At 61.4% G+C, this 15,614-nt stretch carries 14 protein-coding genes and 1 pseudogene; 7 read left to right on the top strand and 8 right to left on the bottom strand.

The genetic code is table 11. The annotated features are described in order from the left end of the window. Positions 1 to 21: 21 nt before the first annotated feature. Entirely contained in the window at positions 22 to 2,343 is a 2,322-nt protein-coding gene (locus tag OKW39_RS38535; RefSeq protein ID WP_429365094.1) for a polysaccharide biosynthesis tyrosine autokinase, read from the bottom strand. Between the two features lie 808 nt (positions 2,344 to 3,151). Between OKW39_RS38535 and OKW39_RS38530 the strand changes: the two genes are divergently transcribed. Further along, the gene (locus tag OKW39_RS38530) at positions 3,152 to 4,084 is read left to right on the top strand and encodes a GlxA family transcriptional regulator (RefSeq protein WP_429334293.1); all 933 of its coding nucleotides are present in this window, start codon (positions 3,152 to 3,154) and stop codon (positions 4,082 to 4,084) included. Positions 4,085 to 4,142: 58 nt separating this feature from the next. Next, positions 4,143 to 5,159, top strand: coding sequence for an ATP-grasp fold amidoligase family protein (locus OKW39_RS38525; protein WP_429565038.1), 1,017 nt, complete (start codon positions 4,143 to 4,145; stop codon positions 5,157 to 5,159). A 152-nt stretch (positions 5,160 to 5,311) separates the two neighbouring features. Here the strand turns inward: OKW39_RS38525 and OKW39_RS38520 are convergent, their stop codons facing one another. The 5 genes and pseudogenes from OKW39_RS38520 to OKW39_RS38500 all read right to left on the bottom strand — a co-directional run bounded on the left by OKW39_RS38520 (position 5,312) and on the right by OKW39_RS38500 (position 9,127). Then, on the bottom strand, positions 5,312 to 6,019 hold the full coding sequence (locus OKW39_RS38520; RefSeq protein WP_429365093.1) for a substrate-binding domain-containing protein: 708 nt from the start codon (positions 6,017 to 6,019) through the stop codon (positions 5,312 to 5,314). Positions 6,020 to 6,033: 14 nt separating this feature from the next. After that, entirely contained in the window at positions 6,034 to 6,717 is a 684-nt protein-coding gene (gene ligK, locus OKW39_RS38515; RefSeq protein ID WP_429565037.1) for a 4-carboxy-4-hydroxy-2-oxoadipate aldolase/oxaloacetate decarboxylase, read from the bottom strand. Positions 6,718 to 6,719: 2 nt separating this feature from the next. Beyond that, positions 6,720 to 7,745 (bottom strand): amidohydrolase family protein, encoded by a 1,026-nt coding sequence (locus OKW39_RS38510; protein WP_429565036.1) that lies wholly within the window; start codon positions 7,743 to 7,745, stop codon positions 6,720 to 6,722. Positions 7,746 to 7,816: 71 nt separating this feature from the next. Then, positions 7,817 to 8,554: pseudogene (locus OKW39_RS38505) on the bottom strand (MFS transporter); the annotation flags it as partial. Positions 8,555 to 8,980: 426 nt separating this feature from the next. Then, complete coding sequence (locus OKW39_RS38500) at positions 8,981 to 9,127, bottom strand: hypothetical protein (protein WP_167368753.1); 147 nt, start codon at positions 9,125 to 9,127, stop codon at positions 8,981 to 8,983. Between the two features lie 219 nt (positions 9,128 to 9,346). Here OKW39_RS38500 and OKW39_RS38495 point away from each other — a divergent pair, with 219 nt between their 5' ends. The 3 genes from OKW39_RS38495 to OKW39_RS38485 all read left to right on the top strand — a co-directional run bounded on the left by OKW39_RS38495 (position 9,347) and on the right by OKW39_RS38485 (position 11,347). Beyond that, positions 9,347 to 9,928, top strand: coding sequence for a cytochrome b/b6 domain-containing protein (locus OKW39_RS38495; RefSeq protein WP_429565035.1), 582 nt, complete (start codon positions 9,347 to 9,349; stop codon positions 9,926 to 9,928). A 3-nt stretch (positions 9,929 to 9,931) separates the two neighbouring features. After that, complete coding sequence (locus tag OKW39_RS38490) at positions 9,932 to 10,726, top strand: molybdopterin-dependent oxidoreductase (protein ID WP_429565034.1); 795 nt, start codon at positions 9,932 to 9,934, stop codon at positions 10,724 to 10,726. 219 nt (positions 10,727 to 10,945) lie between these two features. After that, positions 10,946 to 11,347, top strand: a complete 402-nt coding sequence (locus OKW39_RS38485; protein ID WP_090809158.1) for a DUF3597 domain-containing protein — start codon at positions 10,946 to 10,948, stop codon at positions 11,345 to 11,347. A 272-nt stretch (positions 11,348 to 11,619) separates the two neighbouring features. On the opposite strand, the gene OKW39_RS38480 is transcribed toward OKW39_RS38485, so the two are convergent. Next, entirely contained in the window at positions 11,620 to 11,892 is a 273-nt protein-coding gene (locus OKW39_RS38480; protein WP_013091148.1) for a hypothetical protein, read from the bottom strand. A 329-nt stretch (positions 11,893 to 12,221) separates the two neighbouring features. Continuing rightward, positions 12,222 to 13,922 (bottom strand): Na/Pi cotransporter family protein, encoded by a 1,701-nt coding sequence (locus OKW39_RS38475; RefSeq protein WP_429565033.1) that lies wholly within the window; start codon positions 13,920 to 13,922, stop codon positions 12,222 to 12,224. 370 nt (positions 13,923 to 14,292) lie between these two features. On the opposite strand from OKW39_RS38475, the gene OKW39_RS38470 reads away from it, so the two are divergent. Beyond that, positions 14,293 to 15,033, top strand: a complete 741-nt coding sequence (locus OKW39_RS38470) for a 3-ketoacyl-ACP reductase (protein ID WP_090809155.1) — start codon at positions 14,293 to 14,295, stop codon at positions 15,031 to 15,033. Between the two features lie 173 nt (positions 15,034 to 15,206). Next, positions 15,207 to 15,611, top strand: a complete 405-nt coding sequence (locus OKW39_RS38465; RefSeq protein ID WP_184067430.1) for a Fis family transcriptional regulator — start codon at positions 15,207 to 15,209, stop codon at positions 15,609 to 15,611. Positions 15,612 to 15,614: the final 3 nt, after the last annotated feature.

Raw genomic sequence — 15,614 nt, 5'->3', positions numbered from 1 at the left:
CGCGTTGGGGTCTCCACACGCTCAGGCGCCTCGCGGCGCTTGCTGTCCGACGTCGTTTTCGCCGAAATCGCTGGCATAGTTCGTTTCGTAGCCATAGTTCTTCGTGCTTCGACGCAGCGGAATGCCGTTGAACACCGCGCCCGCGATGCGCCCTTCCGCGCGTTCCACCTTTCTGAGCGTGTCGGCGATCTCCTCCTCGCTTTGCATGCCCGAGCGCAGCACGAGCAGAGACGCGCCCGCCTCGTTCGCGACGATCGAGGCGTCGGTGACCGCGAGGAAAGGCGGCGTATCGATGATCACCAGATCGAACTGGCTCGACAGCCGCTCGAGCACATCCTTCAGGTGCGGCCTCATCAGCAGCGCGGCGGGGTTCTCCGGGCGCACGCCGCATGACAGGAACGTCAATCCGTCGATGCGGGTCGAGCGCAGCGCATTGCGGAGCGGCAGGCGTTCGGACAGTACTTCGGAAAGGCCTCCACGATTGCTCTCGTTGAATAGCGAGGCGAGATGACCGCGTCGCATGTCGGCATCGATCAGCACCACCCGTGAGCCGATTTCAGCGTGCAGGATCGCCAGATTCGCGGCGACGAAGCTCTTGCCGGCCGACGGCGTGGGCCCGATGATCATCACGATGTTGTTGCGTGCATGCGCGAGATCGCGCGTGACGGCGGTCCGTACGCTGCGCAGCGCTTCGACCGACGTGTCGTGTGGAAAGCGCGCGGCGAGAATCCTGTTCTGGACGCCGGAATCGAACTGAATCTCGTGCAGACTCTTCTGCATCGGCGGATGGCCGCGCCCGGCTGCTGCCGGCAGCGATTTGCGCCCCGCGGTCGCATCGCGGTCGAGCAGCAGTTGCTGATGGCTGAACAGAATCTCGCCAAACACCGGCACGCTCATCTGGCGCTCGACATAGCGCGGGTCGGTCACGCCGATCATCACGTGGCGGCGCATGAAGACCAACACGACGCCGGACACGATACCGAGCACCAATCCGCCGCCGAGCACGAGAATCGGCTGTGGCATGACCGGCATATGCGGTCTGATCGCGCGATCGAGAATATGCGCGCCGCCCGTCGTGCTGGCGCGGCGAACCTGCAATTGCTCGGCCTTCTGCACCATGCCGAGATACACCGTTTCCGCGACCTTCTGCGCGCGGATCAGATCGACGCTCGCGCGTTCCGACGCGGGCATGCCGTTGAAATGGTCGGAGAATTTCGCTTTCGCTTCTTTCAATTGCGCCAGTTGCTCGTCGACGTTCTGCACCCAGCGGCTCTGTCCCGTATAGCGCTCGAGCATTTGCGTGCGCTGCAATTGCAGCGCCGCGATCTGCTTGTCGAGATCGAGGCCGCCCTGCAAATAAGCTTGCGCCTCGTTGGTCGGCTGCATCGATTGCGAGCGCGACCGGAAGTTCTTCAGCGCTTCCTCGGCTTTTCGCAATTCGCCGAGTAGACGCGGGAGTTCGCCGTCAATAAACGCGAGCGTCTGCGTGTCGTTCGCTTGCCGGCTCGCCACCGCGGATGCGAGGTATTGCTCTCCCAATGCATTGGCGACGGCCGCGGCTTTGTCCGGACTCTTGTCGCGGTACTGGATTTGCATCAGCCCGGAGTCTTTCACCTTGTCGCCAATCTTGACGAGACTGGTGAAGCGCTTGATGGCATCGAGCTCATTCCAGCGGATCACCTCGAACTTCGTACCCGGCCGCGCATCGAGTTCCTTCACGAGCATCGACACGCCGTTCTGCTTGAGCGGCATGCCGACCGTGCCTCTCGCCAGCAACTCGCCGGACGGGCCGTGCAATTCGAAGGCGCCATTGTCGAGCGCGGTCAAGGTCAGCTTCTCTTCCTCGAGTTCGCGCGGCACGTCGAGCGCGGCGATCTGCACACGCTCGCCGCCCCATGCAAACGATTTCAGCCCGAGCCACGGCGCCGCGGGCTGTCCCGGTGTAGCGAATTTTTCGGCGATGTCGCCGAGAACCGGAAGCTTGTGCGGCTTCACCGAAATGTCGAAACGGAACTGGTCCATCACCGGCTGCAAAACTGCACGGCTTTCCATGACCGCCATTTCGGTTACCGACGACGGCGTCGGTGGCGGCAACAGTTCCTGGTTCTGCAACGCGAGTCCGAGGGCATTTGGCTCGGGTGGGTCCACGCGAATGATTACGTCAGCGGAATAGATAGGCGTGGCAATCAGGAGATATGCGACCGCGAACGTGAGGACGACGACCGTCGTCACCACGATCTCCCAGATGTGGTCGCGCATTAGCGTGAGCATCGCGCGGGCACTGAGTTGTCTACGCTCGGTATCAACAGCGGGATAGAGCGAGTTTTGCGGATAGTAATCCACCGGTCTGATCCTTGCAGGTTGATGAAACAAAACGATCGGCGATCGCTTTGCGTCGCCACGTCGCTATTTATGCCGCCGGCCGGATAGACCCTCGATTGGCTGGCAGCACGGCGAAGCGACGTGCTGTGTCGGGTTAGGTCGGGGAGCCGTGTTCGGGACCTCTCGAACCACGGAAGGCTACACACCTATTGCTTATCCACCGCGGTATTGCCGATTGTTCTTCTCACGAATCAGCAAATGCGAAACCCGCCATTCACGTAATCCGCGATTGACAATTTCTCTCTCGATGTTGCGCTGAAGCATAGTCCGCAAAGGATCGAGGCATTCGCCGGCGGCCCAAAGTAGGGTGCTATTGGCCGATAATGCGGAGCCCTTTACAAATGAAAAGAAGCCAGAAAGGCTTGTTGCGATCTGCAATTGCTGTAACAGAGTAATACGACAGGCATCGTACATCGCGACAGAACGCCAATTGCACGGCTCAAGTGCCAGGAATGCCCTTGTTATCCCGCAAATCGCGCCGAATCCAAGCCACTCGGCGCATTCCGCCGATGCCCCAGCATGTCGCTTGCAAGAATCGCGCTAATTGATCGGGAAAAAAATTCCGTGCAACGTTAATTAGTAGCACGCATTTCTGCGAATAGCGAGGTAAGAATTTCTTGAATCCTGACGATTACGCCAAAACACCCACGCATGCCGGCCAAGCTCGTCTCGCCCAAATCGATGCGCTAATCTCAATGCGTAGATTTTCCTGACTGGAGAAGCTCGCGTCATGAAGCACATTGGTCTATTCGTCTTTCAGGATTGTTCGATGGCAAGTACCGGCGCGATCGGCGACGCGTTCCGGCTTGCCAATGAGTTCAAGAGAACGGCTGGCGAAGAGGCGCCATACCGGTTTACCGTGGTGTCCGACGGCGGCGGTCTGGTGACCAGTTCGTCCGGCATATCGATCTGGACGCAAGGCCTCGAACGCTACTGCCTCGCGGATTTCCACGCGCTCTTCGTGGCCTGCCGCGACGTCACCGAAGTCGCGGAATCCAACGACCGCTTTCTGTCGTGGATCTCGCTGCAAGGATCGATTGCATCTTTCGGCATGCAACAGGGTGCAAATCTCGCGGTCGTCTGCAACGATCCGCTGCAATCGATCGTGCCGATTTTTCTGTTCGACGACAGCGGCGACGCCGCGCGCACGCAAAGCAATGTGACGCCGACCGATCTCGCGCTCGCGCAGATCGAACGCGACATCAATACCGACACTGCCCGCAAGATCGGCCGCATCCTGCAAAACGGCTACGCCGAGAAAAGCCGCTCCGAGTTCGACGACGTCAACATCACGACGACGACGGAGAAGATTCGCGAATCGGCGCGCTGGATCAAGGAAAACTACAGCAAGGCTATTTCGGTTGCGCAGGCGGCCGAATCGGTGGCGATGAGCAAGCGCAATTTCCAGCGCCGCTTCAAATGCGAGTTCGGCATGACGCCGCTCGAATATCTGCTGCGCACACGCTTCGAGATCGTTCGCTCGATGCTGAAGAACACCGATCTGCCGGTCGACAAGATTGCGCGCCGCTGCGGAATGGGCGACGGTAATCGGCTTGGGCGGCTATTCAAGGAGCGCTATGGCATGTCGCCGACGCAATTCCGCGCGCAACAGCATGTGGATGCGGAGGAACGCTGGCTAACGCCGGAGGAAAGCTGGAGTGCCGCGACCGAGATGTTGCGGCAAGCGCCGCTGGCGCTTTGATTTCAATTCCCGTTACTCCGAGGACGACTCGTCGACTCGACCGCAAAGGGATTAGAACATGACGATCATCAAATCCGCCGAGCTGGCCGCGCAGGATGCGGCCGTCGCGCCGAAAAACATGGCCTCCCTACACTCCGGTGACAGTGCTCTGGCCGCGCCCTGCGGGCAGCCGGGCTTGCACACCGGTGCGCATGCGGCGCACGGGCAATCGCCATCTACCGCGAGAAAAATCAAGGAAGCGGCGAAAACGCTATTGCCGGACGCCCTTTTCCTAAGCCTGTTACATCACAAATGCATTGGCCGCTATCCGAACCTGATTCGTCCGGTGACTTTCAATGAGAAGATCCTGCAGCGCAATCTTCATCCTGATCCGCGCTATATCGACCTGACCGACAAGCTTCTGGTGCGGGAATATATTGCCCGGAAAATCGGCGACAAGCATTTGATACCGCTGATCGCAGCGCCCGATGCATTCACGCCCGAAGTGTTCGACGCACTGCCGGATGCTTTCGTCATGAAAGCCAATCACGGCAGCAGCTACGTCGAAGTGGTGAGAAACAAATCAGAGACCTCGTTCGAGAAGCTGAAGAAGCTCGCCGACCAATGGTTGCGCGCCGAATTCTATTACGTTGGGCGCGAGCGGCACTATCGGACGATCGAGCCGCGCGTTTTCTTCGAGCAGTTGCTGCTCGATCGGCGCGGCCAGATTCCGGCGGATTTCAAAATGCACTGCTTTGGCGGCCGTCCTGGCGGGCCGATCATCTATATCCTCGTGATCTCGGATCGATTCGGCGACGCGACGCACGGCGACGTGTACGACGCCGACTGGAATCACCTCGATATCGCAATCGGCGACTACAAGCGCAGCGCGTTGCCCGCTCCGCGCCCGCCGCATCTACAGGCCGTGCTCGATGTCGCGGCCCGTCTGTGCGAAGACTTCGACTATGTGCGCGTCGACCTGTATGCGCCGGACGACCTCGTTTATTTCGGCGAACTTACATTTACGCCCGGCGCGGGCGTGCTGCCCTTCACGCCGGACAGTATCGATTACGAGTGGGGCAAGCTGCTGGCTTGAATCCGCTTTCATTCGTAGCGTTTTGCCTCCTCCATCCGATCGGGCGTGCCGGTCGGCGCTGTCAGCGTTTCGAAGCCGAGCATGCGCTCGCGCAAAGAGATGGAGGCGGAAAAGGCAAGGACACAAGCCTGGGCGGCGAGCGCCGCCCGCCATCAAGCCGGCGACATGCCGTTTTGCAGCTTTGCGCCGTCGGCCTCGCGCGAGGCCAGAAACGCCAGCAACGCCTGGGCTGCTTCACGCTGGCGCGCCACCGTGCAGATCGCGGCGGTGAAAGTCGTGGTGGACCGGGTGGCGGCCGGAAGCTCGCCGAGCACGTCGATGCCCGCCACGTGAATCAATTCGCTCATCTGCTGAAAGCCGAGCGCGACTTCTCCGCGCGCGACGAGCGTGCCGACCGGCACACCCGGCGGCGCCTTCACGATACGCGAAGCGATCTGCCCGCCAATGCCCCAGCGTTCGAACAGCTTCAGTAGATGCGTGCCGCTCGGCCCCGTCGAGTAACCGATGCTGCGCGCTTCGAGAATCGCGTCGCGCAGCGCTGCTTCGGACGCGATGTCCGGGTGCGTTTCTCCGGCCGCGACCGCGACCGCGATGCCCGAGCGCGCGAGCCCGACGCGGCTCGCCGCCTCGACACAACCCGTCACCACGAGCCGCTCGATCGCGTCGGCGGCAAGCACGACGATGTCGAAGACTTCGCCATCCTCGACCCGGCGCGCCGCATCGACGCCGCCGACCGATTCGATGGCGACGCCCTGCCCCGTGCGCCGCTCGTAGAACGCGGCGAGTCCGGCCAGCACCTGGCGCATGGCCATCGACGAAATGCCGGTGATCGGCGCGCGCGTGGCTTGATCGTTGATCATTGCGACCACGCCTGTCAGTCCTTGTAACGCAGTCCGGCCTGCTCGAGCGGCCCGCGCATGTTGTACATGTCGAGACCGAGCACCCCAGAGGCGAGTTTCGCGCGCTTCCCGGCTTCATTGGCCTCGCGCCCCGCAGCCTTGTCGAGCACGGCTTGCGCGGCGGCCGCCGGCACCACGACCACGCCGTCCTCATCGGCAACGACGACGTCGCCCGGTGTGACCAACGCACCCGCGCACACGACCGGAATGTTCACCGAGCCGAGCGTCGCCTTGACCGTGCCTTTCGCGGAAATCGCCTTGCTCCAGACCGGGAAGTTCATTTTGCTCAGCACGCTGACGTCGCGCACGCCGGCGTCGATGATCAACGCATGAGCGCCGCGCGCCTTGAAGCTCGTGGCCAGCAGATCGCCGAAGTAACCGTCGGTGCTCTGTGCGGTGACGCCCGCGACGACGACGTCGCCCGGCCGGATCTGTTCGGCCGCGACGTGCAGCATCCAGTTATCGCCCGGTTGCAGCAGCACCGTGACGGCCGTGCCGCTCGCGCGCGCGCCGGTATAGATCGGGCGCATATACGGTTGGAGCAGGCCCGTGCGGCCCATCGCTTCATGCACGGTGGCCGAACCGAGCGCGCCGAGTTTCGCTGCCACCTCCGCATCCGCGCGCTGGATGTTGCGATAGACGACTCCGATTTCATACATGATCACAGCCCCTTCGTTTTCAGCAACGCGTCGAGACGCGGATAGACGCGCCGCGCGTTACCTTCGTAGATCTTGTAGCGCTGCTCCGGATTCATATCCGCGGCTTCGACGTAGCGCTTCGTGTCGTCGAAATAGTGACCGGTTTCCGGATCGACGCCGCGCACCGCGCCGATCATTTCGCTCGCGAACAGGATGTTGTCCACGGGAATCACGCGCGTGAGCAGGTCGATACCCGGCTGATGATAGACACAGGTGTCGAAGAACACGTTGTTCAGCAGATGGTCTTTCAGCAAGGGCTTTTTCAGTTCCTGCGCGAGGCCGCGGAAACGACCCCAGTGATACGGCACCGCACCGCCGCCGTGCGGAATCACGAAACGCAGCGTCGGGAAATCGCGAAACAGGTCCGAGGTCAGGCATTGCATGAACGCGGTGGTATCCGCATTCAGGTAGTGCGACCCGGTGGTGTGGAAGCACGCGTTGCAGCTCGTGCTCACGTGAATCATCGCGGGAATGTCGTACTCGACCATCTTCTCGTAGATCGGATACCAGGAACGGTCCGACAACGGCGGGCTGGTCCAGTGGCCGCCCGACGGATCGGGATTCAGGTTGATCGCGACATTGCCGTACTGCTCGACGCATTTGACGAGTTCAGGAATACAGGTGGCCGGATCGACACCCGGACTTTGCGGCAGCATCGCGGCCGGCACGAAGTTCTCGGGAAACAGCCGGCTCACGCGATAGCACAGTTCGTTGCAGATCGCGGCCCACGTGCTCGAGATTTCGAAGTCGCCGATGTGGTGCGCCATGAAGCTCGCGCGGGGACTGAAGATCGTCAGATCGAGGCCGCGCTCGCGCATCAGTTTCAACTGGTTGTTTTCGATCGACTCGCGCAGCTCGTCGTCGCTGATCTGCAATTCCGACCCCTTCCGCATCCCGGAAGGACCGTTGATGCCTGCGATCTGGCGGTTACGCCACGTCTCCAACGCTTTCGGCGCGGTGGTGTAGTGTCCGTGAATGTCGATGATCACCGTGATTCCTCAGTAGATGAATTTATCCAGCGGCGCCCGCGAAACGCACGCGCGCCGCGTTGCCTCACGCCTCAATGCGCGATATTCGGCTGCGCCACCGTTTCGGCGCCGGCCACACGCTGGCTCACCAGGATGGCGATAGCGGCGAGTGTGGCGGGGATCGCGAGCATCGCCAGGATCGCGCCGAACTGCCAGCCGAAGCCGAGCAGCGCGCCGCCGATCGCCGAGCCGAAGATACTGCCGAAGCGGCCCATGCGGAGCATCCAGCTCACACCAGTCGCACGCGCAACGGTCGGGTAGCGGCCGGGTGCAAATGCGTTCAGACCGGTTTGCGCGCCGCTCATGCAGAAGCCCGCGGCAAACACCAGCAATGCGAGCGACGAAGACAGCGCGCCGATGTGGCCGAGCCCGAGCACGCACAGTGCGCCGCCGATATACGCAGCGCTGATGACCGGCGCCGGACGTGCCTTGTCCATGAGCCAGCCGACGAGGATCGCGCCGATCGTGCCGCCGATCTGGAACATCGCCGTGACGTTGGCCGCGGTCGTGACCGACAGACCCGCATCCTTCATCAGCGTCGGCAGCCAGCCGGTCAGCAGATAGATGACGAGCAGGCCCATGAAATACGTGACCCACAGCGCGATCGTCATCGAGCCATAGCCTTGCGAGAACAGCACGCCGATCGGCTTGCGCGTCGGCAGCGGCGGTTCGTTCGAGACGAACACTTCATTGCCCGCGAAGTGCGCGCCGCACACCCGGCCAAGCACCTTGCCGATACGCTGCGCGGGCGCGCCGCGCACCGCGAGCATGGGCTCCTACACGGCTTACTCAAATAACTGGCATGAAGGTACGTTTCGTCCTTCGCGGGCCAAAGCGCGGGTTAACCATTGGGTCGATGCGAGTATCCGCATTCTCAGCGTTCCGCATAGCATCGGCGAAGCCCGTCCGATTCGCGCAAAGCCCCGCTGGACAAGCGTTCAAACCAGAGCCACGGCCCTTCGAAGCGGGCTTTTCGAACGCCTGCTGGTGCACACCCCGATAAACAGAACAGATGAAGCGGGAATGAACTCGCATAGAACGGCAGTGAGACGCCCCGCTTTTCCGATCAACATGGATGCGCCGCGCTGGTAGCGAATTTGCCCCGCGCAAAAAGAGCACAAAAAAAAGCGGCATGACCGTGCTATGGCCATTCCGCTTCGGGCTGAGCCGGCCTCGCGAGACCGGCTGGTACTCAATTACCGTTGTGCGCTACCCGGCTCAGGGTGCTGCGACACCCCTTCCGCGCTGCAACCTTCGAGCCAGCGTCCGTCCGTAGTCAGGAATGTCGTATGCTGCGTTTCCCATGCGGCGGGACGGCCTTCCTGCGCGATGTGCATCGTCATTGAAAGTCGATAGCAAGAACGAAAAGATTTCAGACACGACGGAATAACCGTCGATCGATCGCGATACCGCTTCGGGCGCAATGCCAGTCAGACGCTCGCAGCGTACCTCGTCGCCCGATCCTGCCTGCGGCCCCATACCGGCGCCGACGGCATCCCGTTGACGGCTTCCGCGGCACCGGAATGATTGTCAACGAGCATGGAGTGGTCTTGAGGCACAACATGGTTCAACCCGGATGGGTGCGAATTACGCACTGGATCAATGCTGTCGCGGTCGTGGTGATGGTAATGAGCGGCTGGCAGATCTACGACGCGTCGCCGATCTTTCCCGCAATTGAGTTTCCACCTTCGATCACGCTTGGCGGCTGGCTCGCAGGAGCGCTGCAATGGCATTTCGCAGTGATGTGGCTGCTGGTCGCCAATTTCATCGTCTATCTGGCGCTGAATCTGGCGACCGGACGCTTTCGACGCAAGCTGCTGCCTGTCCGGCCGAAACAGTTGGTCGCCGATCTGCTCTCTGCGCTGAGCGGGCGCCTGAAACACGACGACCTCGCGCACTACAACTCGGTGCAAAAGCTCGCCTATCTCGTCGTGATCGCCGACATCCTGCTGATCGTGTTGTCCGGGCTCGCCATTTGGAAGTCGGTGCAGTTCCCGCTGCTGCGCACGCTGATGGGCGGATATGACAACGCGCGCGTGGTGCACTTCATGTGTATGAGCGTCCTGGTGGCGTTTTTCGTCATTCACCTCGCGATGGTTGCGCTCGTGCCCCGCTCGCTGCTGTTGATGCTACGCGGACGGTAAATCATGACGATCCAAAAACGAACCGCGCAACAAGGCACCTTCCTCGCGACGCATGGCGAATCGATCATTCGCGATGCTCAGCGCGAACTCAAATCGCCTGCGCGCCGGCTGTTCGGCCGGCGGCTGCTGACGTTAGGCGGCATCGCGCTGCTGTCCGGTTGCGATCTGACCGACGACAAGGCGGTGAATACCGCGCTGCGCCGCATCTCGTTCTTCAACGACGACGTGCAGGCACTGCTGTTCGATCCGAACAAGCTGGCGCCCACGTATCCGGCATCGATGATCACACGGCCGTTTCCGTTCAATGCGTTCTATGGCGTCGACGAGGTGCCCGAAATCGATGCCGCGACCTACCGTCTGCAGGTCAGCGGCCTCGCGCACGGCAAGCGTACGTGGACGCTCGACGAACTGCGCGCGCTGCCGCAGGAAAGCCAGATCACGCGTCTTATCTGTGTCGAAGGATGGAGCGCGATCGGTCGCTGGGGCGGCGTGCGCTTTTCCGAATTCCTGCGCCGCGCGGGCGCGGACACGAGTGCAAAGTACGTGTCGCTTCATTGCGCGGACTACAACTACTGGACGAGCATCGACATGCCGACGGCGCTCCACCCGCAGACGCTGCTCACGCTGACTTACGACGGTGACGTGCTGCCGCCGAAGTATGGTTTCCCGATGAGGCTGCGTGTGCCGACCAAGCTCGGCTTCAAGAATCCCAAGCATGTCGTCGCTATCGAAATCACGAACCAGTATCCGGGCGGCTATTGGGAGAACCAGGGATACAACTGGTTCAGCGGCTCGTGACGCAATGATGTTTTGCTCGTTCCATCAACCACGCACAGCGTCATGTTGACGTGACGCGGGCTAAGTCGTGCCAGGATCATTGCGCGCGAACCAATACGAGCAGTCGACGGGTTGACAAAATATTACGTTTTTCACTGTGGTAGATCGCGTAGCATAGTGGGGGTATGTCCTGCGAGCGCCCCCACTCGCATTCGTCATTCAACCGCGGAGATTTCGGAAATGAGTATTTTTGGTGACATCGTGCACAAGCTGTTCGGCAAAGCGAAGCCGGACCAACCTCCCCCCGCGACGGAACCCACCCCCGACCCGGCCGCCGCGCAAGCCGCGACGCCCAGCGCTCCCGCCGCGCCCGCGCCGCTGACCGACGTCGACGTGGCCGCCGTGATGGATCAACTCGTCAGCGAAAGCGGACAGACGTTGAACTGGCGTACGTCGATTGTCGACACGATGAAGGCACTCGGCGTCGACAGCAGTCTCGAACACCGCAAGCAACTTGCGCAGGAATTGAAGTACAGCGGGGACATGAACGACTCCGCGAGCATGAACATCTGGCTGCACAAGCAGGTGATGCAGGCGCTCGCGGCAAACGGCGGCAAGCTGCCGCCCGATCTGGCAAGTTAAGCAGGACGAAGCAGGCGTTTCGCAGTAAGCGAGGCGCAGTGGAAGTCGCGCAGTAAAAATCACGCAGTAAAAATCACGCAGTAAAAATCAAACCCTCAGTCCAGGTTGCCCGGTCGAAGCACGAAACCGGGCAACCGGACACTTCTCCGCTCGGCAATCAATGCTCGCACAATCGACTATCGAGAGCGCGCACTGCCCGCGACAGCACGATTGCCATCAGCCCACGTATCGAAACGCGGGTGACGGAACACATTGCGATGGAATAGACGCGGCTATTGCGCCGCGGTGAGCTTGAGTCCCGGCCGCAACGGCTGGGGAGGCTCCAGAGGAGCCTTGCGTTCGTCCGATACCTGTTCGATTCCCTTTCTCGTGACTTCTTCGAGGAAGGTCAGGCGAGCCCGATAGTAATCGGCACGCAGCTGTGCGTCGAGCACGAGCTGTTCGGCCTGAAACAGTTCCATGCGCAAGTTGTTCAGCGCGCGTTCGGCCTGTTTCTCGGGAGTAGGAGCATGTTGTGAAGCCCAGTTAGCAAGCCACCTTATCATGGTGAAGCCCTCCTTGAGTTCAATGCTCTGCTGCGACAAAGGCTATCAAATTATGGATGCGGCGTGTGTTAAATCGCTTCAGGCGTTGCTTATTGTGCGAGCTACCGTGGGTCGTCGCACGATCGACTTCACCGCCGCGCCTTGACTACTGATACCACAACACGCGCGAGGCGAAAAAAGCCCGCACAGCAAAGGCGGGCAATCCCACTCTCTTTGAAAGCGTGTCACGAGGATGACACGCCACAAGCTTAGAGCTCGTGCAACCCCAACGTCCGTGTGCTGGCGATCACTTTGCGCGAATATATCGATCTCCAATCATGCGTCGCGCGTTATTGCAGCTCTTGAAGCGCTGCCACATTTTTCGCAATGGCCCGCGCGAACTGCGCGATCTGCCGGCCCTGCTCGATCAGATCCATGGCGATCCGGAACGTGACCACGTCCGCCTTGTCCGCCAGCTGAAGCTTCGCGAGCACGACCTGACGCGCGGTCGCGGCGAGCTTGTCGATGCCGGCCTTCGCGTCGACGACCTTCGCGACCTCTTCCGGATCGCTCGTCTCGATCGTGCGAATCGCCTGCTCGAGATTGCGGATCACCGCCTCGGAAAACTGCGTGGTCGCCGCATCGCGCAGACGCAGCAGATCGATCTGCTGCGTCATTCGTTGTTGTCCGACCGTCATCAGCGTCATGCCGACAATGCCGCTGATGCTCTCCAGATGACTCGTGACTTGCGTATAGCCGACCACCTGCTGACCTTCTTCCTCCGAGTGCTGCCGCTGCGACAGGCGGCCGATATATTGAAGAATCTCGAAGGCCAGCCGGTCGCTTTCCTTGTCCTGATCGAGCATCTGATTGATCTCTTCCATCGTGCCGGTCGACACTATTTGCGAGCCGCGTTGCACAACGTCGAGCACCTGCGCGCCGAGCCGGGTCAGCTCGATACGCACGCGTTGCAGTGCAAGCGCCGGCACCGCCAGCGACGTCTCGTCGAGATACTGCGGATCACCCGCGGGTTTGGCGGCCTTCGCGCGCTTCGGCACGACCAGTTGCGCGAGCCGCGCGATCGGACCGGCAAACCAGATCAGCAGCAGCGTGTTCGCCACGCTGAACAGCGTATGCACATTGGCTACCTGACGCGGCGCTTCGGCAGCGAGGCGCGCAAGCCCTTGCAGTTCCGGATGCGACGGCGATATCCAGCGCACGACCTCCGCCATCTGCGGAATCAGGAAGAGCGCAATCACGACGCCGAGCACATTGAAGATCAGATGCACGACGCCGACCTGCAACGCTTCCGGTGGCTTGCCGATCGAGGCGAGCAGTGCCGTGCCGCAGGTGCCGACATTCGCGCCGAGAATCAGCGTGATGGCGGCTTCGAGCGGCATCAAGCCCTGGCCGCTCAACGCAATCACGACCGCGAGCGTCGCCGCCGAGCTTTGCACAACCGCGGTGAAGACCGCCCCCACGATGACGCCGACGAGCGGATTGCGCATGTCCTGCATCGCGTCGATGAACGGCTGATAGGTGCGCAGCGGATGCGTGGACTCGCCCATCAGCTGGATGCCCATGAACAGCAGCCCTAGCCCCATTACGACGCGTCCGATCTGCCGCAGCAGCTCGCGCGGGGCAAACGCGTGCAGCACGAAGCCGATCGACAGCATGTACGGCGTCAGACGCGAAACGTCGAAGGCGATGATCTGCGCGGTGATGGTCGAGCCGATGTTCGCGCCCATGATCATCGGCACCGCCTGGGTCAACGTCATCAGGCCGGCGGACACGAAACCGACCATCAGCACCGTCGTGATGGTCGACGAATTCAGCAGCGCGGTCACGACGGCGCCCGCCACCACGCCGCGAAACCGGCTTGCGGTCAGCACGCCGATCAGCGACTGCAGTTTCGATCCCGCGATCGCCTTCAGGCCGCCGGTCAAGAACTCCAGACCGAGAAGAAACAGCGCGAGGCCGCCAATCAACAGCCCGAAGATCCCAAGGAAGTTCAACCTGTCGGGATCGATGTCAGCAAGATAGTCAGCCATCCTGATGCGCCTCTGATGATCACACGAATAGAGCGGGAGCGAGGGACGGCTTCGCGCCCCGCATCGACGACCGTGCAGGCAGCCTGCCGCACGGTGTCCGGGGCAGGTACTTAAGGCTAAGGGTAAGAGGAAGACGGCGCGCAGGCAAGGACGGGAGGGCGGCCGGCAGTCTCGAGCGCCCCCGGAGTTCGCAAAGCATGCAACCCGCAATCGACGTAATTCATTGCCCCGTCAAGCAACGATTCCACCCCTGATTTGGCAGTTAACCCGTAGGTGAAAATGCCCATCGTCCCAGCCATTGGCCGCTGCCAATAATAGGTCCATCCTCCAATCAAACTTGCTCAACTCACCCAAACAAGAAGGAGGACTTATGGCAAACCGTGTTGCATACGTAACCGGCGGCATGGGCGGTATCGGAACCGCCATTTGCCAGCGCTTGCACAAAGAGAACTACACCGTCATCGCGGGCTGCGGCCCGAACTCGGCGCGCAAAGCCCGATGGCTGGAAGATCAGAAAGCGCTCGGCTATAACTTCGTCGCATCGGAAGGCAACGTCGCGGATTGGGAGTCCACCGCGAAAGCGTTCGAGAAGGTCAGGAAAGAAGTTGGTGAAGTCGACGTGCTCGTCAACAACGCGGGCATCACGCGCGACGGCATGTTCCGCAAGATGACGTTCGAAGACTGGGAAGCGGTGATCGACACCAATCTCACGAGCCTGTTCAACGTGACCAAACAGGTCATCGAGGGCATGGTCGGCAGAGGCTTTGGGCGCATCATCAACATCTCGTCGGTCAACGGCCAGAAAGGCCAGTTCGGGCAAACCAACTACTCCACGGCCAAGGCCGGCATTCATGGCTTTACGATGTCACTCGCGCAGGAAGTGGCGACCAAGGGCGTGACGGTCAACACCGTGTCGCCGGGCTACATCGGCACCGACATGGTCAAGGCCATCCGTCCGGAAGTACTGGAAAAAATCGTTGCGACAATTCCGGTACGGCGTCTCGGCACGCCGGAAGAGATTGCGTCGATCGTCGCGTGGATCGCGTCGGATCAAGCGGGCTTTGCGACCGGGGCGGATTTCTCGCTGAACGGCGGTCTGCATATGGGCTAACGGGAACGGCGCCGCGTCGCGCGCGGCGCAGCCGTTTTCCGTTATGGACGTTGTCAGGTTCCGTGATGGTGTAGCGGCCGGCGCGAGCCGGCCGCCTCAGTGAGCTTATGACCAGAAAAGCGAGCCCTACTCGCGCTGCACCCGCGAAGTCGCCGCGCACGCACCCGAAGGCTATGCTGCGCCCGATCGTACCTGCCAAAGCAGGCGAAATTTCGCTCGACTATCACATGACGCTCGAGGCATTACGCAGCGGCGTCGCCAATCAATATCACGTCGGCAGCATGGCGCAGGCCATTTACATGGCGATGCTGCTGAATCAGCGCGGCTATGGTTCGGCCGTACCCGAGCTGTTTCGCGACGCGGAGGGCGCGATTCTGCGCTGCCGGCAGGCAGGACTCGAAACGGGCCTCTGCGTGGTCGATCACGACGCCTACGCGCTACTCGGTCAGGTTCTCACGCTCTTCGATCAGCAACTCGCGGCGGCGCCAGTACGGGAGTTGATCGCGGTCAATGCGAAGCTGAAGACGCTGTTCAGCGCCGCCAATGGCCACTGCGACGGCAACGAGAACACCGCATGACGA

The organism is Paraburkholderia sp. MM6662-R1 (assembly GCF_050436245.1).
Lineage (GTDB): Bacteria > Pseudomonadota > Gammaproteobacteria > Burkholderiales > Burkholderiaceae > Paraburkholderia > Paraburkholderia tuberum.
The sequence above is the reverse complement of the archived record's forward strand: the minus strand, read 5'-3'. Positions and strand labels throughout refer to the sequence as shown.

Excerpts from the sequence above, each read along its gene's own strand:
- OKW39_RS38495 (WP_429565035.1), top strand. The coding sequence starts at position 9,347 with ATGGTTCAACCCGGATGGGTGCGAATTACGCACTGGATCAATGCTGTC.
- OKW39_RS38470 (WP_090809155.1), top strand. The coding sequence starts at position 14,293 with ATGGCAAACCGTGTTGCATACGTAACCGGCGGCATGGGCGGTATCGGA.
- OKW39_RS38475 (WP_429565033.1), bottom strand. The coding sequence starts at position 13,922 with ATGGCTGACTATCTTGCTGACATCGATCCCGACAGGTTGAACTTCCTT.
- ligK (WP_429565037.1), bottom strand. The coding sequence starts at position 6,717 with ATGTATGAAATCGGAGTCGTCTATCGCAACATCCAGCGCGCGGATGCG.
- OKW39_RS38485 (WP_090809158.1), top strand. The coding sequence starts at position 10,946 with ATGAGTATTTTTGGTGACATCGTGCACAAGCTGTTCGGCAAAGCGAAG.
- OKW39_RS38465 (WP_184067430.1), top strand. The coding sequence starts at position 15,207 with ATGCTGCGCCCGATCGTACCTGCCAAAGCAGGCGAAATTTCGCTCGAC.
- OKW39_RS38525 (WP_429565038.1), top strand. The coding sequence starts at position 4,143 with ATGACGATCATCAAATCCGCCGAGCTGGCCGCGCAGGATGCGGCCGTC.
- OKW39_RS38480 (WP_013091148.1), bottom strand. The coding sequence starts at position 11,892 with ATGATAAGGTGGCTTGCTAACTGGGCTTCACAACATGCTCCTACTCCC.
- OKW39_RS38500 (WP_167368753.1), bottom strand. The coding sequence starts at position 9,127 with ATGACGATGCACATCGCGCAGGAAGGCCGTCCCGCCGCATGGGAAACG.
- OKW39_RS38520 (WP_429365093.1), bottom strand. The coding sequence starts at position 6,019 with ATGATCAACGATCAAGCCACGCGCGCGCCGATCACCGGCATTTCGTCG.
- OKW39_RS38490 (WP_429565034.1), top strand. The coding sequence starts at position 9,932 with ATGACGATCCAAAAACGAACCGCGCAACAAGGCACCTTCCTCGCGACG.
- OKW39_RS38530 (WP_429334293.1), top strand. The coding sequence starts at position 3,152 with ATGGCAAGTACCGGCGCGATCGGCGACGCGTTCCGGCTTGCCAATGAG.